This window comes from Pseudomonas sp. B707 (assembly GCF_022496685.1).
Lineage (GTDB): Bacteria > Pseudomonadota > Gammaproteobacteria > Pseudomonadales > Pseudomonadaceae > Aquipseudomonas > Aquipseudomonas paraglycinae.
This window is the reverse complement of the sequence record NZ_WTVE01000035.1, coordinates 50,841-68,953: the sequence shown is the minus strand read 5'-3', so window position 1 is coordinate 68,953 and position 18,113 is coordinate 50,841. Positions and strand designations below refer to the sequence as shown.

Sequence of the window (18,113 nt, the reverse complement as noted above, 5' to 3'; positions counted from 1 at the left end):
TTACTGGGCGGCGGCGACTTGCTGGAAACCGGTGTCGATCAACTGATCGATGACCTGGTCGACATTCACTCCACGGCGCACCAGTTCTTCGGAGACCAGAATCGGCGCGGCGGCTTTCGAGGCCAGCACGTCCCTGGCGGTCAGTTGCGGGCTGCTCAGGTCGGTGCGCGACAGTTGCAGTTTGGCCACGTCCAGCGGCAGGCCGGATTCGCTGGCGAGCAACTTTGCCAATTCGTCGGGGTTCTTCACCGACCATTCGCGGGCCTGCTCATAGGCCTTGATCACGGTGTCGATGGTTTGCGGGTGTTGCTTGGCGTATTGCTCGGTAACGCTGACCACGCCGTAGCTGTTGAAGTCGCGATTGCGGTACAGCAGGCGCGAACCGGCCTGCACCTGGCTGGCGGCCATGTGCGGATCGAGGCCGGCCCAGGCGTCGACATCGCCTTTCTCCAGCGCGGTGCGGCCGTCCGGGTGTTGCAGGTGCACCAGTTCCACATCGTCCTTTTTCAGCCCGGCCTGTTGCAGGGTGCGCAAGGTGAACAGGTACGGATCGGTGCCTTTGGTGGCGGCGATTTTCTTGCCCTTGAGGTCGGCGACGGACTGGATCGGCGAGTCCTTGCGCACCACCAGCGCGGTCCACTCGGCGCGGCTGTAGACGTAGACCGATTTGATCGGGCTGCCATTGGCGCGGCTGAGCACGGCAGCGAGGCTGGCCGACGAGGCGAAATCCACGCCGCCGCTGTTGAGGTACTCCAGCGAGCGGTTGCTGCCCTGGCTCAGCACCCAGCTGACTTTGCTCTGGGGCAGGGCTTTTTCCAGGTAGCCCAGATGTTTGAGCGCCAGGCTGACCGGCGAGTAATAGGCGTAATCCAGATGCACTTCGGCCGGCGGCGCTTCGGCAGCGTGGGCGAAAGGGTGCAGGCTCAGGGCGACTGCGCAGGCCGCGAGCAGCGTTTTGACGCGGGAAAACGGTAAGAGGGATTTCATGGGCACGCTCCGGCAAGGCAACAGATTCTTATGTCCAAAAAGATACTTTTATCGAATGCTTCCTGCATGAATGGAATATCGCAGGCTCTGTGCCATGTGCGCCTTGTCCCGTATTTACGGGGTCTAACGCCGGTTTTGCAGGTTTGAAGTGTTGCAGGGAGAACACTGTGCCGAGCCACTGTTGCTCGGCCAACAGTGCGGCGGGAAGGTGCTGAGCTTATGCGAAAATCGAATTTAAAATCTGATTTGTAAGAGCGTTATGGTCTATAAAAATCCCTCTGCAGGACTCGCCATGAAGCTCTCACGTTTCCTACGCGCCGCGTTGACCAGCGCACTGTTTGCCACGCCATTGACCTACGCTGCCGAACCCTTGGTCCTGCACGTCGGCGACCAGAATTACTACAACATCCGCGCGTCCATAGAGGCGTCCGGCGTGTTGAAGGACGCGCCTTACACGGTCGACTGGAAACACTTCCAGGCTGCCGCGCCGTTGGCCGAGGCGTTGCAGACCGGATCCCTGGATCTGGGTTTCTTGGGGGATTCGGGGTTTCTGTTTCTGGCTGCCAAACAGGCGCCGGTGAAACTGATCGGGGTGTCGCGACAGAACCCGGACACCATCGCCCTGTTGGTGCCCAAGGATTCTCCGGTGAAAACCATCGAGGACCTGAAGGGCAAAAAAGTCGCCTACTGGCCGGGTGCCTGGAGTCAGCAATTGACCTTGCGGGCACTGGAGCAGGGCGGTTTGCCGGAGAACTACGTCGACTTCGTCAAGCTGATGCCGATCGATGCAGCGGCGGCGCTACCGCAAGGCAGCATCGATGCGTTCCCGGTCTGGGAACCCTACATTTCCCAGCAGATCGTGTTCTCCGGTGCGCGGCCGATTCTCACCGCGAAAAACCTGATGCCGGGTTTGAGCGCCATCGCCGCGTCTGCGCCGTCCATCGACAGCAAGCGCGAAGCGATCGCCGATTTCCTCGGGCGCCTGAAGCAGGCCCGGGCCTGGGTCGACAGCCACACCGACGAATACGCCGACCTGTGGGCGAAGAAAGCCAACCTCGATCAGCAGGTTTCGCGGCACTGGTTGCGCCAGGCGCACATGACGGTCGGCCCGGTGGATCAGCAGGCCGCCGCCGATCTGCAAAGCACCGCCGACTTCCTGTTCAAGGTCAAGGCGCTGCCGGCTCCGCTGGCCACGGCGGGGATCATCGACAGCTCGTTTCAACAGGCACTGGCACGCTGAGCGAGCGCCGGAACCAAACCCTGTGTATCTTTATCCAACCTCGGCCCATCTCAATGGGTCGCAGGGAGGCAGCAGCGGCGAAGGAGTTTTGCCAATCGACAACATGACCGTAACGGTCGGGGCTCAAGGCAAAACATGACACAGTGGTTCAAGCTTTTCTGCGCGATGGCGATGGCCGTCGGGTTGGCCGGGTGCATCGCCGCTCCCATTGAAATGACCGCGCAGACAGAAGCCCGGCTCAAAGAGCAGGCGCCTGTGCGCTTTCTGTTGACCTTCGATGACGGGCCCAGCGCTTCCAGTCTTTTCAACCCCACCGACACCGTGCTCGACAGCCTCAAGGACAACCCGCTGCAGCCGGGGATCAAAGCGGTGTTTTTCGTCCAGACCCGCGCGCCGCGAGCGGGCAACAGTGAGATCGGCCGGCAGGTGATGCGCCGCGAGCACGCTGAAGGGCACATTCTGGGCTTTCACACCGCCACCCATTGGCACACCAATCATCGATTGCTCGACCCGGATGAGCTCGAAACCACGTTGACCAACGGCTCGGCGGACATCGCGGCAATTACCGGCGCGCCGCCGACGTTATTGCGCCCGCCGTTCTGGAACTACGACAAACGCACCTTCGCCGCCTATCAGCAGCACCACATGCAGGTTTTGCTGACTGATCTGAGCGCCAACGACGGCAAGATCTGGGGCTTCAACGCCAGCCCCCGGCGGCGGGCGAACATGCTGCGTCAGCTGTCTGAGGTCCGCGAACGGATAGCCCTCGGTGAATTGCCAACAGTGGACGGGGTGATTCCGGTGGTGGTGACCTTCCACGATCTCAACCGCTACACCGCCCGCCATACCCGCGAGTACTTGCAGATTCTGCTCGACAGCGCCGCCGCCACCGGCGTGCGACTGGCGGACAAACCGTTCTATGAGGATCGCGCAGCACTGGAAAAAGCCGCGCTGGCGCGCACGGTGGGCGAGTCGTCGAAACCGGTGAATCTGCCGGGGATCTGGAACTGGATTTGGGACCATGACGCCCATTGAGAGCGGCGACTTGAAGATGTGAAGCGGTTGGCAAATTTTGCGGGTGTCGGTGAGAGCAAGGCGACAAAAGCTCATCTATGCTGATCGGGTCGCCCGAGCCTGCGCCTGTGAGGCGTGCCCCCATGATTGCCATTACCGACATTTGCCGCATCGTCGAATCCGGCTTTTCGCCGCTGTATTGCGATTGCACCGAAACGGCGCAGGGCCTCTTGCAGATCAAGGTTTACGAACCCGACAGCGGGCGTGTCAACCTGTTGCTCAACGGGGTGTCCCCGGAGCATCTGGTCACCATTCGTGACATCTCCAATTTTATCGGTGAATTGCGCACGGAAATGAGCGCCGGACGCCGGGCATTCGCCGGTTGAGGGTCAAAGGCGTCGCTGAAAGGCGCGGACGATGCTCAGCGTGGCGTCACTGACGTTCAGATTCTGCACCGCATCCAGCGGGTGCCAGAGACAGTCGACGATTTCATTCAGCGGGCGAACCTGATCGATGTTCAGCACCGATGCCTCGTAGACGTGGTGGCGGGTGCTGCCGTTCTGCAATTCCATCAGATAAAGCATGTCATCGCTGTCCAGCCCGGTTTCCTCCTTGAGTTCTCGGACGGCGGCTTGCGCGCGGGTTTCTCCCGGTTCGACGGTGCCCCCCGGAAGCGTCCAGCGGCACCTGGGTTTGCGCACCAGGAGAATGTGTCGATCCTGTTCGCAGATGACGGTTGCTCGTACTTTCATGTGTTACCCGATTGCCGGTTGTCATAAATCTGTCATGAATTAGCAATATTTGGGCCGCTACCGGTTTAGAGCTTCTGAGTGCCTGGAAGCGGCAAAAGTGCCGGAGACTTGACGCGGCCGCGGTGCGACGTTCGGTCGGCACGACTGCGTGTTGCGGGTGTAAGGTGCAAAAGTTCGTTAGAAGACAGGAGGTGCCTATGAGCATGGCGATGCTGAACAAAATGCACATGAATGGCTACGACGTACTCAGCGTGAACAACGGCCCGTGGCGGGTCTGCACGCAGGGTGACCGGCTCGCTTCGTTTGCCAGTCGCGAAGAAGCGCTGGCCTACGCCGCTGCGCTGCCGGGGTACAAAAGCCGTGTACGCGGTCGCAAGACAGGCTGAAGGCCTGTGGAGAAAAAGCCCCGGATGTCCGGGGCTTTTTGTTGTGGACCGGGTGGGTTTCAGTGAACTTTGGTTCGGCTGATGGCGCGGGCTTTCACTTCCCGGGCATACAGTTGCAGGCGTTCTTCATCGCTTTGCAGCACTTCGCAGGATCGCAGTACCGCCTGGGCGTCCGCCTCGTTGCCCGACTGACGCAGTTGCTCGGCGATGCGCTTGAGGTCCACCGCCGACCATCTCAGGTCCGATGCCACGCTTTGCAGGTCACGCTGAAGTTCGTGTTCGTATTCATTGAGCCGCATGATCACCTCCGGAACATTCTCGGTAAAACAGAGTAGCCGCATTTTTCCGGTGTGGGGCAAGGTCTTCTGTCGGTGAGCTGAATGGCCCGGTTTTCGGGGAGTACAGGCAGAGCGCTACGATGGATGTCTGAACAGTTACAGGGTACATTTGCGTTTTTTCAGATGAAGGAATCACTATGCGGATGTTGATCGGAGGGATGCTGATGGCGGCATTGGCCGGTTGTTCGTTGCCTGCGTCACTGGTGCCGGGCGAGCCGAATGTCAGCAAGACCAGCGACAAGACTCCCAAGGACTACGCCGCATGTGTATTGCCGCTATGGCAGCAAGACGTTGCCAAGACGTCCCAGACAGCGATTTCCAATGGCTACCGGATCACCGCGCCGAGCATCGTCACCGCCGACGAGATTCTCGATGTGGTCAAGTACAAGGACGGCAGCCGCGTTTCCCTGTACCAGGGGCCGCCGTGGGCGAAGTCCGGGTCGTTGCGCAAAGCGGTGCGCGACTGCCTGTAATGGCGAAATAAAAAAAGCAGAAACCGGAGATCGGTTTCTGCTTTTTTTTGCCTGCTGATCGGGCTCAATCCGAGATGTCGGTTAGCGGAATGCCCGCGCCACCGGTTTTCTTTTCCCGGCGATCCTGCATCCAGTCTTCCACTTGGCTATTGAAGCCCGCCGGCGCCTTGCGCCCGACCTTTCTGGCGATGTCGAGGATGGTCTGTTGGGCGAGGGCTTCTTCCATACGCTTTTGCGCGGTCATCATCGCGGCGTGAATCGAGCAGGTGCCGTCCAGCGCCCAGTCCGGCGGGGAGCCGTCGAACAGCGCGCAGCGTCCGCGAATGTCCCGGCATTCGAAAATGTTCTTGGGACCATCGATGGCATTGACGATGTCGAGCAGGGTGATTTCGTCCGCCGGACGCGCCAGAGTGAAGCCGCCGCGCACACCGCCGGTGGATTCCACCAGTTTGCCTTTGGCCAGTTTGGTGAAGATCTTCGCCAGGTAATCCAGCGGCACCCCTTGCAGCTCTGCCAGGTCACGCACGCTGGCTTCACGACTGTCACCGCCGCTGCCCACCAGAAAGGCCAGGCAGTGAATGCCGTACTCGACCCCCGCACTGTAAAGCGACATAACTATCTCCGACTGTATTTGTCGCCGATGTTATCAGGGTTGTTCGTGGCAAACAATTCGGGAACGCTTTGGTTTTTTGGCTATGAGGATCCCGTTTTTCTTGGTTTTCAGCTAAATCAAAGAGTTAAAGAGGGTGGCTCAGTTCAATCTGAGCTATCGAAGTTTTCGATGCTAATCATCACAAAATCTGACTTGTTGGATCTAAAGGCGACCAATAGAGTCGCCGTTATCCGGTGAGCAGCCTTCCGCGTTCTTGAAAAATACAGCCGAGTCCGCTCCCGATGATGTGAATCCTTCAACCGCATTCAGTGACTTGGCTTCGTGCCTGGAGAGAACAATGAAACAGCACATTCTGGTAATCGGCGCAGGTTTCGGTGGCATGTGGACGGCGTTGAGCGCCACGCGTCTGGTCGACATTCACAATCGGGACAACATCGAAGTGACCGTGTTGGCGCCGCAGGCCGAGCTGCGCGTTCGTCCGCGTTTCTACGAGCCGAATGCCCACACACTGGCAGCACCGCTGGGCGATCTGTTCGACGCGGTCGGCGTCAACTTCATCAAGGGCGCGGCGAACACCATCGACGTACAGACGAAAACCGTGGGCTACACCGACGCAGCCGGTGCGCAGCAGGTGTTCAACTACGACAAACTGGTACTGGCCTCCGGCAGCGGCCTGGCCCTGCCGGACACCCCGGGCGTGGCGCAATACGCGTTTGACGTCGACCAGATCGAAGCTGCGATTCGCCTGGAAAACCACCTTGATTCGCTGATTGGCCTGCCTGAAAGCCAGGCGCGCAACACCGTGGTCGTCGCCGGCGGTGGTTTCACCGGCATCGAAACCGCCACTGAAATGCCGGCGCGTCTGCGGGCCGTGCTGGGCGATGATGCCAATATTCAAGTGATCATCGTTGATCGCGGGCAGAAAGTCGGCGCATCCATGGGCGAAGCGATCAGCGTGTCTATTGCCGAAGCGAGCGAAGAGTTGGGCGTGGAATGGCGACTGGGTGTGTCGGTGCTGTCGGTCGATGAAAACGGCGTGACCCTGTCGGACGGCCAGCGTATCGAGGCAAAAACCGTGGTCTGGACCACCGGTGTACGCGCCAGCTCCCTCACCGAGCAGATTCCTGCCGAGCGTGATCGCCAGGGCCGTCTGCACGTTGATGCCAACCTGAAAGTCATCGGCCAGGACGACATCTTCGCCACCGGCGACGTGGCTTACGCGGCCACCGACGACATCGGCAACTTCGCCCTGATGACCTGCCAGCACGCGATTTCCCTTGGCCGTCACGCCGGCAACAACGTTGCGGCGCAGATCCTCGGGGTCGACCCGACGCCGTACAGCCAGCCGAAATACGTGACCTGCCTCGACCTCGGCGCCTGGGGCGCGGTGTACACCGAAGGCTGGGATCGTCAGGTGAAACTGGTCAAGGAAGAGGGCAAGTCGCTCAAGACCCAGATCAACACCCAGTGGATTTACCCGCCGGCGGCTGACCGCGCGAGCGCGCTGGCGGCTGCGGATCCGATGATTCCCGTGGTCGCGTAAAACGACGTGTCGCAGACAATCCCGCCCGGTTGACGCTGGGCGGGATTTTTTTCGTTCAGATTCCGCAGACCTCTCCGGTAAGTACCACCCGACCGAACTCGGCGTTGGTCTCCTGAGGTGTGATGGCGAGCAACTGGTCGAGGCGAATTTCCTGTTGCGCGCCCAGTTGTTCGATCACCAGAAATTCTTCTTTGTCACTGCTGGTTCGCGTGGTCACGGCCCGGGCCATCAGCCGCTGACCGTCGATCAGCTCGATGTCCAGCTGATAGCCGCGCAGGCAGGCGATTTCCAGGTAGTCGTGCAGATCACAGTTCAACGGCTGATAACGGGTCATTGCGTTACTCCTCGAAACCTTGCAGGGTGATGATGAAATAGCCGTCTTCGGCGATGGCCTTGGCGACCTGCGGATTGGCCGGCTCGCTGTGGCAGAACAGACACTGGCTCTGGGAAATGTCTTCGTCCTGCAAGCCGTTGTCCATCAGGAACTGCCGGGCGTAGGCCTTTGCCGCTTCGGCTTCGCGATCGGTCAGTACGTCAAAATGAAGATAGCGGCCATCTTTGGTGCGCACGTGGGTATCGAATACTTTGACGAACATTATTGGCTCTCCTGCATTTTCCAGGTGCCGGGCAGCGAGAGGTTGCCCGAGGCGATGTCGTAGACGCTGCTGACACACAGCAGCGGGTTGTGCAGGTCGGCATTGACCTTCAGCGCTGCGGTGACGCCGTCATAGTTGAAGCTTTGCGGGAAACCGACGGCAGCCAGCGGCACGCGGATCTGCGCGGCGTTCTGTTTCACACTCAGGTCGTAGCCGGGGGAGTCGATGTAAATCGGCGCGCCGGGCCAGGTCGCAGGCAGTTTCGGTTTGGCATCCTTGGGGATGTCGCGCACTTTCAGGCCTCCGGGGCCGCAGCTTTCATCCTTGCTCAGAACCACCCAGTGCGAGTGCCAGAGGCCACCATCGTTGTCCTTCTTGCCATCCTTGTTTTCATCCAGCTGCGGGGTGTCATCGAAGTCCGGATGCGAGGTCAGAGCGAGGGCGAGAATGCCTGAGTTCGCTTCAAAACCGACGGCGCCGCTGTCGAGGCTGGTGGGCCAGACGTAGCTGTAAACCTCGGCGCCGGCGAACGAACCCTTGGCGGTCGGTACGCGGCTGCCTGCCTTGCCATCGACCAATTGTTCGAAGACCAGGGTGTTGCCGTCCTTGAAAACACGGGTGTGGACGAGGTCGAACGCGGCGTCGGTTTTACCGGGTTCGCTGTGAATGCCTTCAGGTCCGTGGGCCCAGGCTTGTGTTGCCAGAAGCGTGCTGATAGTCAATGCCAATGCGCTTTTCATGGGATGCCTCAAAGTGTGTTTTAAGTTTCGAATCGACACCGCAATCCTAAAGTGACACTGCTTTTTGTCAATAAGGTTTTTAAACGATACTATTTATCGATCCCATTGAAACAGGCGATGACCGTGTTGTTTGACCTGCTGGAAAGATTGTCGAGCCTGACCCGCGTGTGGTTTCGCGAACACCCGCTGCTGGCCGAACTGCAACCGATTCAACTCAGCGCGCTGCTGTACCTGGCGCGGTGCAACCGCTATTCGAATACGCCGCTGGCGGTTACCGATTATCTGGGCCTGACCAAGGGCACCGTGTCGCAGTCGCTCAAGGCGCTGGAGACCCATGGTTTTCTGACCAAGGTTCCGGACGCCCGAGACAAACGCAGCGTGCATCTGGAATTGACGACCACTGCACGCGAGCTGATCGACGCAGTGATGCCGCCGGATTTCCTGAGCAATGCCGCGCAACGCATGGGCGCGCGTGCCGGCGATCTGGAAGGCTTGTTGCTGGAGTTGCTGCGCAACATTCAACACAGCGAAAACGTACCCAGTTACGGGCTTTGCCGGACTTGTCGCTTCCACCAGACATCGACTGCCGGCGCCGTCTGCGGATTGACCGGCGAAGCGTTGGCCCCGCCGGAAATCGAACTGATCTGTCGCGAGCATCGGTTACCTGAAGAGATCCCTGTTTGATCTTCTTTGTGCCACGGCTGTGACTAATCCTCACGGCTCCCTGTTTTCTCTACGATGCGTAATGCCCCGTGACACTTGATCGCAAGCGTCTTTCCAGCGTGCACTAGGCTTTGAATGCCGGCCCATTACGGGCCGGCATTGCTGTTTCTGGAGGATTGTTTTTGATTCAAGGAGCGACCGATCATGGATGATCTGGTGAAAGAAGTGATTCCGCTGTTGCAGTACCTGATCCCGGGGTTTGTCTCGGCCTGGATTTTCTACACCCTGACGGCGTTCAAACGGCCGGATACGTTCGGGCAGATTGTGCAGGCGTTGATTTTCACGTTTGTGATTCACGGGATGGTGTTGGGGGTTGGAGCGGTTTGTGTGTGGGTGGGGGAGAAGGGGTTTTCTGTAGGGAAGTGGGATGCGAAGGCTGAAGCGTTGTGGGCATTTTTTGCATCGCTGGTACTCGGGTTGTTGGCCTGTTGCCTGTCAGCGAATGGCAAGTTACATGGTTGGTTGCGCAGCAGAAACGTCACGAAACAATCTTCCTACCCCGGTCAATGGTTCAGCGCATTTGCGAAATATGATCGCGTTATCACCCTGCATTTGGATGATGAAAGGCGCGTTCTAGGGTGGCCGGTTGACTGGCCACCCGAGTCAACCAGCGGGCAGTTTGTGATGCAGTATCCCTGCTGGATCAACGAGGATGGAACGGAGGTGCCTATTAGTGCGGAATTTTTGTTGATAGATTCCACAAGGGTTAAATGGGTTGAATTCAGCCCTGTATCAGAGGGTTCATCATGACCGCCAGGGCATCACAACCAATACCGCCACATATAAAGCGTCTTTTTGTAGGGCCGGACGGAAAGCGGCTGGAGAAACCATTGATCGAGGCATCAAAGGCACCTCCTCCGCCGAAGTACCCTCCATATCCTCATACCCATTCCTAGCCCCATCCATCCTTCACCGCCCGGCGAATGCCCTCCAGCAACATCGCAAACGCCGGGTTGTCGTTGTTCTCCCGCCAGATCAGATGCAGCTCGCTCTGAACCCCTTCGCCCAGATCGATCTCGCGAAACACCACACTCCTGAACACCACACTGGTCGCGCAACGCGGCACCAGCGCCAGCCCCATGCCCGCGTTGACCAGCGCCAGAATCGTCAGCGAAGACCCCAGCCACTGCACGTAATCCGGCGCGACCCGGGCCGAACGCAGCATGCCGGTCAGCAATTCGTTGAACGGCGGATAGGCCGCGTGGGAATACATCAGGAACGGCTGCCCATCCAGATCCTTCACTGAAACGTCGTCAGCCTCCGCCAGTCGATGGCCGCTCGGCACCGCCAGCACAAACGGCTCGCGCACCAGGCATTCGGTGGCGTAGCCCGGTTCCAGCAACGGCGCGCGGACGATGCCCAGATCGATGCGTCGGGCGCGCAGGGCTTCGTGTTGCTGATAGGTGTTCATTTCAGTCAGGTCGATCTTCACCTGCGGCTGCTTGAGGCGCGCCTCGGCGATGACCTTGGGCAAGAACTCGTACACCGCGCTGCCGACAAAACTGATGTTCACCGAACCGATATCGCCCTCGGCAAAGCGCCGGGCGGTGACGGCAGCCTGTTGCGCGCGTTCGAGCAGATTCTGCGCTTCGATGAAAAACGCCCGGCCGGCGGCGGTGAGCGCGACACTGCGCGTGCTGCGGGTAAACAGTTCGACGCCCAGATGATGTTCCAGTAACTGGATCTGCCGGCTGAGTGGCGGCTGGGTCATGTTCAACCGCTCGGCGGCGCGGCGGAAGTTGAGTTCGGTGGCGACGGTGGTGAAGCAGCGCAGTTGGGTCAATTCGAACATTGATCTAATCCAGGTATCAATCGAATGCCAGGTTAGATTAGACGGGATCAATTGCCCCGTCCATGATCGCTCTACGCCTGAACAGGCCTTCCCTACAAAAACAAAGATCGGGAGTCGCCCCTTGAAAACCCTCCAGAGTCCGCCAGACATCACGGTACTCGCCCGCGCCGCCGCCAAGGTCAAGCGCCATGTGCTGCCGTTGTTCGTGGTGATGTTCATCGTCAACTACATCGACCGGGTCAACATCGGTTTTGTGCGCAGTCATCTGGAAACCGATCTGGGTATCGGTGCTGCCGCCTATGGCCTTGGCGCCGGTCTGTTTTTCATCGGTTACGCCTTGTTTGAAGTGCCGTCCAACATGCTTCTGCAACGCTACGGCGCCCGCGTCTGGCTGACGCGGATCATGTTCACCTGGGGCGCAGCGGCGATGGCCATGGCGTTCGTCAAAGGCGAAACCAGTTTCTACGTGCTGCGCTTCATCCTGGGCGCTGCCGAAGCCGGGTTCTTCCCGGGGATCATTTATTACTTCACCCAATGGTTGCCGGCCTCTGAGCGTGGCAAGACCATGGCGGTGTTTCTCAGCGGTTCTGCAATCGCGTCGGTAATTTCCGGCCCGGTGTCCGGCGCGCTGTTGCATATCAGCGGTCTGGGCCTGCACGGCTGGCAATGGATGTTCCTGATCGAAGGCGCCGCGTCGGTAGTGCTCTGCGGGTTTGTCTGGTTCTGGCTGCAATCCCATCCGCGCCAGGCCAAGTGGCTGAGCGAAGAGGAGCGCGAGGCGCTGGTGGCCGCGATCGCCGAGGAGCAGCGTGCCCGCGAAGCAACCCGCGTCGCCAAACCTTCGATGTTCAAACTGTTGGCTGACCGGCAGATCGCGCTGTTCTGCTTCATCTACTTCTCTATCGCCCTGACGATCTACGGTGCCACCTTCTGGCTGCCGAGCATGATCAAGAAAATGGGCAACCTCGGCGATTTCCAGGTCGGACTTCTCAACTCGGTGCCGTGGATCATTTCCATCGTCGCGATGTACGGCTTTGCGGCGCTGGCCGGCAAGTGGAAATTCCAGCAGGCGTGGGTCGCGCTGACTCTGGTGATCGCCGCGTTCGGCATGTTCATGTCCACCACCGGAGGGCCGATTTTCGCCTTCGTCGCGATCTGTTTTGCGGCCATCGGTTTCAAGGCGGCTTCGGCGCTGTTCTGGCCGATTCCGCAAAGCTATCTGGATGCGCGCATCGCGGCGGCGGTGATCGCGCTGATCAACTCCATCGGCAATCTGGGTGGCTTCGTTGCGCCGACCGCGTTCGGTTTTCTGGAGCAGACCACCGGCTCCATCGAGGGCGGCCTGTATGGTCTGGCCGCAACTTCGCTGGTGGCAGCAGTGGTGATTTTCTTCGCCCGCATGGCGCCCGGCACCAAAGGCAAAACCCCGGCAAAGCCTGAACCCGAGACCGCCGTTGCGCCGACGGCCAATCCGGTGGCGAGCCACTGATTCCGACTCAACAGGAGCGTCATTTTGAAAATTACTCGTGTCACCGTCACTCCGATCGCTTTCCGTGATCCGCCGCTGCTCAACGCCAGTGGCATCCACGAACCGTTTGCCCTGCGCTCGATCATCGAGATCGAAAGCGACAACGGCTATATCGGTCTCGGCGAAAGCTACGGCGATGCCCCGGCACTGGCGATCCAGCAACAGTTGCAATCGCAGTTGATTGGCCTCGATCCGTTCAACCTCAATCAGTTGCGTCGGATCGTTCAGGCCACGGTCGCTGCCAACAAACCAACCAGTCTGGCGGGTGCCGAACTGGCGCCCGGTTCCCACGCCAGCAAGGCCGTCAGTAACGCGTATTCGGCATTCGAAGTGGCGTTTCTCGACTTGCAGGCGCGCTATTTGAATGTGCCGTTGGTGGACCTGCTGGGCGGGGCGGTGCGTGATGAAGTGCCGTTCAGCGCCTACCTGTTTTTCAAGTATGCGCAGCACGTTGATTCACCGTACAAACCGGACAACTGGGGCGAGGCGCTGAACGAACAGCAGATCGTCGCCCAGGCCGCGCGAATGATCGAGGCTTATGGCTTCAAGAGCATCAAGCTCAAGGCCGGCACGCTGCCGCCGGAGCACGAAGTGGCGTGCATCAAGGCGCTGAAAAAGGCCTTTCCCGGTTATCCGCTGCGCATCGATCCCAACGGCAACTGGTCGCTGGAAACCTCGATCCGCATGGCCGAGTTGCTGGGTGATGACCTGCAGTATTACGAAGACCCGACCCCGGGCCTCGAAGGGATGGCCGAACTGCACAAACGCACCGGGCTGCCGCTGGCGACCAACATGGTGGTCACCGATTTCGACGAATTCCGCCGTAGCGTCGCGTTGAACAGCGTGCAGATTGTCCTCGCCGATCACCATTACTGGGGCGGCCTGCGCGACACCCAGACGCTGGCGAAAATGTGCGATACCTTCGGCCTCGGCGTGTCGATGCACTCCAATTCACACCTGGGCATCAGCCTGATGGCGATGGCTCACGTGGCGGCGGCGGTGCCGAATCTGGATTACGCGTGCGACACCCATTATCCGTGGCAGGAGCCGGATGAAGAGGTGATCAAGGGCGGCAAGCTGCCGATCGTCGATGGCTGCGTGAAGATCACGCGTGCACCGGGCCTGGGGCTGGAACTGGATCACGATCAACTGGGCAAGCTGCATGACCAGTACCTGACCTGCGGCATTCGCCAGCGCGATGACGTGCGGCAGATGCAGCGCTACAAACCTGACTGGAAAGCGCTGAAGCCGCGGTTCTGATCGAGCAAAACCAGAGGGCGCCAAACGGCGCCCTCTGTTGTTTCAGAGCGTACGCATCAACCAGTCGCGAAACGCCTTCAGCGACGCCAGCGACTCATTGCGCGCCGGGTACACCAGGTAATAGCTGCGCCGGCTGCTGATCGGTTCACCCAGTTGCAATAGCTCGCCGTTGTGCAATTCATCTTCCACCAGAATCCTCGGCACCAGCCCGATCCCGATATTGGCGCGTACGGCCTGGATCAAGTGCGAGGTCATCTCGAAACTCGGCCCGATGCGCATGCTGCGATGGGGCAGGGCGTGATGACTGAACCACTCGGACCAGGCCTGAGCGTTGCTGCTGACGTTGAGCAGCAGTTGCCCGGCGATATCCTTGTCGGCAGTGAGACGTTCGGTATCGGACAACTGCGTGCTGGCGATCACCACCAATTCTTCAGTGTGCAGGCGGTGGGCGGTCAGCCCCGGCCAGTCACCGCCGCCGACGCAAATCGCCGCGTCGATTTCGCTGGTGTCGAAGTCGATCGTTTCGATGCGTGAATGCAGGTGCACGGTCATGCCCGGGTGCGCGGTGTAGAAGTCCTTCAAGCGCGGCAGCAGCCATTTGGAGCCGAAGGTCGGCAGGGTCGCCAGGCGCAAACTGTGAATCCCCGAGCCAAACGCCATGGCCTGCAAGGTCGCACTGCGGATCTGCCCGAGGGCTTCGGACAGCTCGCGCTGGTACATGCGCCCGACGTCGGTAAGGATCACCCGCCGGCCTTCGCGGCTGAACAGGCGCATCCCGAGCATCTTTTCCAGTATCTGCACCTGACGGCTGACCGCACTCTGAGTCAGCGACAGTTCGTGAGCGGCGCGGGTGTAGCTTTCATGGCGTGCGGCGGCTTCAAATGCCAGCAGCAACGACATCGAGGGAGTGAGGGTTCGCGGATTCATTCGTTTTAGTCATGGATTGCGGGTCGATTTTACGGTTGTCCCGGCGTCACTCTGCAATGAACATAAGGCCTATGAGATGGCGGGAGCGTGACGCAATCATTCATTGCGCACAACTGTTCACCGCCACACGGCCCGTTTTTGACCGAGATTGCCCTTCCGATGATTGCCCAGCTGTCGCCTTCCACCGCGCTGAACACCGATTACCAACAGTTTCTCAAAGCCCTTGAAACCGGCGGTTTTCGCGGCGAAATCAGTGCCGACTACGCCAGCCGCGTTGTGCTGGCTACCGACAACTCGATCTATCAGCGCTTGCCGCAAGCGGCGGTGTTCCCGCGCGACGCCGACGACGTGGCGCTACTGGCGCGCCTGATCGCCGAGCCGGCTTACCAGAAAGTGGTAATCACCCCTCGCGGCGGCGGCACCGGCACCAACGGCCAGTCGTTGACCGACGGCATCGTCGTTGACTTGTCGCGACACATGAACCGCATCCTCGAAATCAACGTTGAACAGCGTTGGGTACGGGTGCAGGCCGGTGTGGTGAAGGATCAACTCAACGCCGCCCTGAAATCCGCCGGGCTGTTTTTCGCCCCGGAACTGTCGACCTCGAACCGTGCCACCGTCGGCGGCATGATCAACACCGACGCCAGCGGCCAGGGCAGCTGCACTTACGGCAAGACCCGCGACCACGTGCTGGAGTTGAACATGGTCCTGCGCGGTGGCGAGCGCTTGCACGGCCGCCCGCTGGAAGAAAGCGAACTGGCAGCGGAATGCGCCCGCGAGGGCCGGGCCGGCGAGGTGTATCGCTGCGCGCGGCAGATCATCGATGAGCAGCGCGAGCTGATCCGGGAAACCTTCCCCGACCTCAACCGCTGCCTGACCGGCTACGATCTGGCGCACCTGCGCGAAGCCGACAACCGTTTCAACCTCAACAGCGTGCTGTGCGGTGCTGAAGGTTCGCTGGGGTTTGTGGTCGAGGCCAAGCTCAACGTGTTGCCGATCCCCAAGCACACGATGCTGGTGAACATTCGCTACGCCGGCTTCATGGATGCCTTGCGCGATGCCCGCGCGTTGATGGCGCTCAAGCCATTGTCGATCGAAACCGTCGACTCCAAAGTGCTGTTGCTGGCGATGCAGGACATCGTCTGGCACGGCGTCGCCGAATACTTCCCGGAAAGCGCCGAGCGGCCGACGCTGGGGATCAACCTGGTGGAGTTCTGCGGCGACGATCCCGAGGAGTTGCAACGCCGGGTCGAAGCCTTCGTCCAGCACTTGGGCAACGACGCCACGGTCGAGCGTCTGGGCCACACGCTGGCCGTCGGGCATGCGGCGGTGAATCGCGTCTACGGCATGCGCAAACGCGCAGTGGGCTTGCTCGGCAACGTCGCCGGTGAAGCGCGGCCACAGCCGTTTGTCGAAGACACCGCCGTGCCACCGCAACACCTGGCCGAGTACATCGCCGAACTGCGCGACCTGCTCGACAGCCATAAGCTGCAATACGGCATGTTTGGCCACGTCGATGCCGGCGTGCTGCACGTACGGCCGATTCTCGACATGAAAGACCCACAACAAGCCGCACTGGTGCGCCCGGTGTCGGACGGCGTCGCCGCGTTGACCCAGCGTTACGGCGGCCTGCTGTGGGGTGAGCACGGCAAGGGCCTGCGTTCGGAATATGCGCCGGCGTTCTTCGGTGAGTTGTACCCGGCGTTGCAAGCCTTGAAGGCGGCGTTCGATCCGTTCAACCAGTTCAACCCCGGCAAGATCGCCACGCCGAACATTCCCGGCGCTGTATTGTTGAAGATTGACGAAGTGACCCTGCGCGGCGAACTCGATCGGCAGATCGACGAAAAAGTCTGGCAGGACTACGGCGCGGCGATGCACTGCAACGGCAACGGCGCCTGCTACAACTTCGATCCCGACGACGCCATGTGCCCGTCGTGGAAAGCCACCCGCCAGCGCGCGCAATCGCCCAAGGGCCGCGCCTCGCTGATTCGCGAATGGCTGCGGTTGCAGGGCGAGGCGGGGGTCGACGTGTTGGCCGATGCCAGCCGCCGTCCGCCGTTTTTCAGCACGTTGCTGCAGCGCTGGCGCAACAGCCGTGCGCAGGAACAGGACTTCTCCCACGAGGTGTACGACGCCATGGCCGGCTGCCTGGCGTGCAAGTCCTGCGCGGGGCAGTGCCCGGTAAAGGTCAACGTGCCGGACTTCCGTTCACGGTTTCTGGAGCTGTATCACACCCGTTATCTGCGACCGGCGCGGGAATATCTGATTGCTTCACTGGAGTACACGATTCCGTACATGGCGCGGATTCCGTTTCTCTATAACGGCTTGATGGGCGCCTCGTTCAGCCGGCGCTTGATCGAACGTCTTGGCGGCATGGTCGATGTGCCGTTGCTCAGCCGTTTCGATTTCCACGCGGCTATGCGTCGCTGGCAGGTTCAGCCGGCGTCGGTCGAGGTGTTGTCGGCGCTGACTGCAGCCCAGCGCGAGCGCAGTGTGGTGCTGGTGCAGGACGCCTTCACCCGGTATTTCGAGGCGCCGCTGCTGGCGGATCTGATCGAGCTGATTTCGCGTCTCGGTTATCAGGTTTATCTGGCGCCGTTCAGTGCCAACGGCAAGCCGCTGCACGTGCAGGGTTTCCTGTCGGCGTTCAATCGCGCGGCGTTGCGCAATGCAGGGCAGTTGCGCGCGCTGGCCGAGATCGGGGTGCCGTTGGTGGGGCTCGATCCGGCGATGACTCTGGTCTATCGCCAGGAATATCTGAAAGTGCCGGGGATGGAGAAATGCCCGGAGGTGGCACTGGTGCAGGAGTGGTTGCTCAAGGTCATGCCGGAGCAGGCCGATCAGCGCCGCGAGGACACCTTCCGCCTGCTGGCGCATTGCACCGAGAAAACCAACGCCCCGGCCGCCACCCGGCAATGGGAGCAGGTGTTCGAACGTGTCGGCCTGAAGCTGGCGACCCAGGCCACCGGGTGCTGTGGGATGTCCGGTACTTACGGACACGAAGCGCGCAATCGCGAGACCTCGGCGGTGATTTACGAGCAGTCCTGGGCGAAGCAGATCGAGGCGCCGGCGGAGAAGGGCGAGGCGCTGGCCACCGGGTATTCCTGCCGTAGTCAGGTCAAGCGCCAAGCCGATCGACAGTTACGCCATCCGTTGCAGGTCGTGCTGGAAACCCTGCGTACCGCGTGATCGCTGCTTGAG

20 protein-coding genes are annotated in these 18,113 nt (G+C 60.4%); 11 read left to right on the top strand and 9 right to left on the bottom strand.

Going from position 1 to position 18,113, the window contains the following annotated elements; all coding sequences use genetic code 11:
• Positions 1 to 987 (bottom strand): aliphatic sulfonate ABC transporter substrate-binding protein, encoded by a 987-nt coding sequence (locus GQX66_RS25315; protein WP_102687081.1) that lies wholly within the window; start codon positions 985 to 987, stop codon positions 1 to 3.
• Between the two features lie 292 nt (positions 988 to 1,279).
• On the opposite strand from GQX66_RS25315, the gene GQX66_RS25310 reads away from it, so the two are divergent.
• The 3 genes from GQX66_RS25310 to GQX66_RS25300 all read left to right on the top strand — a co-directional run bounded on the left by GQX66_RS25310 (position 1,280) and on the right by GQX66_RS25300 (position 3,627).
• Entirely contained in the window at positions 1,280 to 2,227 is a 948-nt protein-coding gene (locus GQX66_RS25310) for an ABC transporter substrate-binding protein (RefSeq protein ID WP_011334669.1), read from the top strand.
• 135 nt (positions 2,228 to 2,362) lie between these two features.
• Positions 2,363 to 3,262, top strand: a complete 900-nt coding sequence (locus tag GQX66_RS25305; RefSeq protein ID WP_102717558.1) for a polysaccharide deacetylase family protein — start codon at positions 2,363 to 2,365, stop codon at positions 3,260 to 3,262.
• A gap of 122 nt (positions 3,263 to 3,384) precedes the next feature.
• Positions 3,385 to 3,627 (top strand): DUF1652 domain-containing protein, encoded by a 243-nt coding sequence (locus GQX66_RS25300; RefSeq protein ID WP_007950507.1) that lies wholly within the window; start codon positions 3,385 to 3,387, stop codon positions 3,625 to 3,627.
• A 3-nt stretch (positions 3,628 to 3,630) separates the two neighbouring features.
• Here the strand turns inward: GQX66_RS25300 and GQX66_RS25295 are convergent, their stop codons facing one another.
• Positions 3,631 to 3,993, bottom strand: a complete 363-nt coding sequence (locus tag GQX66_RS25295) for an NUDIX hydrolase (RefSeq protein WP_085602944.1) — start codon at positions 3,991 to 3,993, stop codon at positions 3,631 to 3,633.
• Positions 3,994 to 4,190: 197 nt separating this feature from the next.
• Here GQX66_RS25295 and GQX66_RS25290 point away from each other — a divergent pair, with 197 nt between their 5' ends.
• Complete coding sequence (locus tag GQX66_RS25290; RefSeq protein ID WP_039766970.1) at positions 4,191 to 4,379, top strand: hypothetical protein; 189 nt, start codon at positions 4,191 to 4,193, stop codon at positions 4,377 to 4,379.
• Between the two features lie 59 nt (positions 4,380 to 4,438).
• Here GQX66_RS25290 and GQX66_RS25285 read toward each other — a convergent pair whose 3' ends face one another.
• On the bottom strand, positions 4,439 to 4,678 hold the full coding sequence (locus tag GQX66_RS25285) for a hypothetical protein (protein ID WP_007950501.1): 240 nt from the start codon (positions 4,676 to 4,678) through the stop codon (positions 4,439 to 4,441).
• A 176-nt stretch (positions 4,679 to 4,854) separates the two neighbouring features.
• Here GQX66_RS25285 and GQX66_RS25280 point away from each other — a divergent pair, with 176 nt between their 5' ends.
• Complete coding sequence (locus tag GQX66_RS25280) at positions 4,855 to 5,190, top strand: hypothetical protein (RefSeq protein ID WP_041475321.1); 336 nt, start codon at positions 4,855 to 4,857, stop codon at positions 5,188 to 5,190.
• A 64-nt stretch (positions 5,191 to 5,254) separates the two neighbouring features.
• On the opposite strand, the gene GQX66_RS25275 is transcribed toward GQX66_RS25280, so the two are convergent.
• The gene (locus tag GQX66_RS25275) at positions 5,255 to 5,803 is read right to left on the bottom strand and encodes an Rrf2 family transcriptional regulator (RefSeq protein ID WP_007950499.1); all 549 of its coding nucleotides are present in this window, start codon (positions 5,801 to 5,803) and stop codon (positions 5,255 to 5,257) included.
• Between the two features lie 337 nt (positions 5,804 to 6,140).
• On the opposite strand from GQX66_RS25275, the gene GQX66_RS25270 reads away from it, so the two are divergent.
• The gene (locus GQX66_RS25270) at positions 6,141 to 7,346 is read left to right on the top strand and encodes an NAD(P)/FAD-dependent oxidoreductase (RefSeq protein WP_240871952.1); all 1,206 of its coding nucleotides are present in this window, start codon (positions 6,141 to 6,143) and stop codon (positions 7,344 to 7,346) included.
• A gap of 55 nt (positions 7,347 to 7,401) precedes the next feature.
• Here GQX66_RS25270 and GQX66_RS25265 read toward each other — a convergent pair whose 3' ends face one another.
• The 3 genes from GQX66_RS25265 to GQX66_RS25255 are packed head-to-tail and all read right to left on the bottom strand — an operon-like array spanning position 7,402 to position 8,682.
• Positions 7,402 to 7,680 (bottom strand): Rho-binding antiterminator, encoded by a 279-nt coding sequence (locus GQX66_RS25265; RefSeq protein WP_102717555.1) that lies wholly within the window; start codon positions 7,678 to 7,680, stop codon positions 7,402 to 7,404.
• A 4-nt stretch (positions 7,681 to 7,684) separates the two neighbouring features.
• On the bottom strand, positions 7,685 to 7,942 hold the full coding sequence (locus GQX66_RS25260) for a DUF2024 family protein (protein ID WP_007950496.1): 258 nt from the start codon (positions 7,940 to 7,942) through the stop codon (positions 7,685 to 7,687).
• Positions 7,942 to 8,682, bottom strand: a complete 741-nt coding sequence (locus GQX66_RS25255; protein WP_102717554.1) for a hypothetical protein — start codon at positions 8,680 to 8,682, stop codon at positions 7,942 to 7,944. The genes GQX66_RS25260 and GQX66_RS25255 overlap by 1 nt, the downstream gene beginning before the upstream one ends.
• 117 nt (positions 8,683 to 8,799) lie before the next feature.
• On the opposite strand from GQX66_RS25255, the gene GQX66_RS25250 reads away from it, so the two are divergent.
• Together GQX66_RS25250 and GQX66_RS25245 are read left to right on the top strand one after the other, a co-directional pair.
• Positions 8,800 to 9,366, top strand: coding sequence for a MarR family transcriptional regulator (locus GQX66_RS25250; RefSeq protein ID WP_102687084.1), 567 nt, complete (start codon positions 8,800 to 8,802; stop codon positions 9,364 to 9,366).
• 183 nt (positions 9,367 to 9,549) lie between these two features.
• Complete coding sequence (locus GQX66_RS25245) at positions 9,550 to 10,155, top strand: DUF6338 family protein (protein ID WP_236190190.1); 606 nt, start codon at positions 9,550 to 9,552, stop codon at positions 10,153 to 10,155.
• 142 nt (positions 10,156 to 10,297) lie between these two features.
• On the opposite strand, the gene GQX66_RS25240 is transcribed toward GQX66_RS25245, so the two are convergent.
• Positions 10,298 to 11,197 (bottom strand): LysR substrate-binding domain-containing protein, encoded by a 900-nt coding sequence (locus GQX66_RS25240; RefSeq protein ID WP_085746196.1) that lies wholly within the window; start codon positions 11,195 to 11,197, stop codon positions 10,298 to 10,300.
• Positions 11,198 to 11,318: 121 nt separating this feature from the next.
• On the opposite strand from GQX66_RS25240, the gene GQX66_RS25235 reads away from it, so the two are divergent.
• Together GQX66_RS25235 and GQX66_RS25230 are read left to right on the top strand one after the other, a co-directional pair.
• The gene (locus tag GQX66_RS25235; protein WP_240871951.1) at positions 11,319 to 12,686 is read left to right on the top strand and encodes an MFS transporter; all 1,368 of its coding nucleotides are present in this window, start codon (positions 11,319 to 11,321) and stop codon (positions 12,684 to 12,686) included.
• Positions 12,687 to 12,710: 24 nt separating this feature from the next.
• The gene (locus tag GQX66_RS25230) at positions 12,711 to 13,985 is read left to right on the top strand and encodes a glucarate dehydratase family protein (RefSeq protein WP_240871950.1); all 1,275 of its coding nucleotides are present in this window, start codon (positions 12,711 to 12,713) and stop codon (positions 13,983 to 13,985) included.
• Between the two features lie 42 nt (positions 13,986 to 14,027).
• On the opposite strand, the gene GQX66_RS25225 is transcribed toward GQX66_RS25230, so the two are convergent.
• Positions 14,028 to 14,912 carry a LysR substrate-binding domain-containing protein gene (locus GQX66_RS25225; RefSeq protein WP_129973441.1) on the bottom strand — a complete coding sequence of 295 codons (885 nt, stop codon included), beginning with the start codon at positions 14,910 to 14,912 and terminating at the stop codon, positions 14,028 to 14,030.
• Between the two features lie 159 nt (positions 14,913 to 15,071).
• On the opposite strand from GQX66_RS25225, the gene GQX66_RS25220 reads away from it, so the two are divergent.
• Positions 15,072 to 18,101, top strand: a complete 3,030-nt coding sequence (locus GQX66_RS25220) for an FAD-binding and (Fe-S)-binding domain-containing protein (RefSeq protein WP_240871949.1) — start codon at positions 15,072 to 15,074, stop codon at positions 18,099 to 18,101.
• The last annotated feature ends 12 nt before the right edge of the window (positions 18,102 to 18,113 follow it).

What these genes read in the sequence shown, in the direction of transcription:
- GQX66_RS25315 (WP_102687081.1), bottom strand. Translation starts at nt 987, where the DNA reads ATGAAATCCCTCTTACCGTTTTCCCGCGTCAAAACGCTGCTCGCGGCC.
- GQX66_RS25310 (WP_011334669.1), top strand. Translation starts at nt 1,280, where the DNA reads ATGAAGCTCTCACGTTTCCTACGCGCCGCGTTGACCAGCGCACTGTTT.
- GQX66_RS25305 (WP_102717558.1), top strand. Translation starts at nt 2,363, where the DNA reads ATGACACAGTGGTTCAAGCTTTTCTGCGCGATGGCGATGGCCGTCGGG.
- GQX66_RS25300 (WP_007950507.1), top strand. Translation starts at nt 3,385, where the DNA reads ATGATTGCCATTACCGACATTTGCCGCATCGTCGAATCCGGCTTTTCG.
- GQX66_RS25295 (WP_085602944.1), bottom strand. Translation starts at nt 3,993, where the DNA reads ATGAAAGTACGAGCAACCGTCATCTGCGAACAGGATCGACACATTCTC.
- GQX66_RS25290 (WP_039766970.1), top strand. Translation starts at nt 4,191, where the DNA reads ATGAGCATGGCGATGCTGAACAAAATGCACATGAATGGCTACGACGTA.
- GQX66_RS25285 (WP_007950501.1), bottom strand. Translation starts at nt 4,678, where the DNA reads ATGCGGCTCAATGAATACGAACACGAACTTCAGCGTGACCTGCAAAGC.
- GQX66_RS25280 (WP_041475321.1), top strand. Translation starts at nt 4,855, where the DNA reads ATGCGGATGTTGATCGGAGGGATGCTGATGGCGGCATTGGCCGGTTGT.
- GQX66_RS25275 (WP_007950499.1), bottom strand. Translation starts at nt 5,803, where the DNA reads ATGTCGCTTTACAGTGCGGGGGTCGAGTACGGCATTCACTGCCTGGCC.
- GQX66_RS25270 (WP_240871952.1), top strand. Translation starts at nt 6,141, where the DNA reads ATGAAACAGCACATTCTGGTAATCGGCGCAGGTTTCGGTGGCATGTGG.
- GQX66_RS25265 (WP_102717555.1), bottom strand. Translation starts at nt 7,680, where the DNA reads ATGACCCGTTATCAGCCGTTGAACTGTGATCTGCACGACTACCTGGAA.
- GQX66_RS25260 (WP_007950496.1), bottom strand. Translation starts at nt 7,942, where the DNA reads ATGTTCGTCAAAGTATTCGATACCCACGTGCGCACCAAAGATGGCCGC.
- GQX66_RS25255 (WP_102717554.1), bottom strand. Translation starts at nt 8,682, where the DNA reads ATGAAAAGCGCATTGGCATTGACTATCAGCACGCTTCTGGCAACACAA.
- GQX66_RS25250 (WP_102687084.1), top strand. Translation starts at nt 8,800, where the DNA reads ATGACCGTGTTGTTTGACCTGCTGGAAAGATTGTCGAGCCTGACCCGC.
- GQX66_RS25245 (WP_236190190.1), top strand. Translation starts at nt 9,550, where the DNA reads ATGGATGATCTGGTGAAAGAAGTGATTCCGCTGTTGCAGTACCTGATC.
- GQX66_RS25240 (WP_085746196.1), bottom strand. Translation starts at nt 11,197, where the DNA reads ATGTTCGAATTGACCCAACTGCGCTGCTTCACCACCGTCGCCACCGAA.
- GQX66_RS25225 (WP_129973441.1), bottom strand. Translation starts at nt 14,912, where the DNA reads ATGAATCCGCGAACCCTCACTCCCTCGATGTCGTTGCTGCTGGCATTT.
- GQX66_RS25220 (WP_240871949.1), top strand. Translation starts at nt 15,072, where the DNA reads ATGATTGCCCAGCTGTCGCCTTCCACCGCGCTGAACACCGATTACCAA.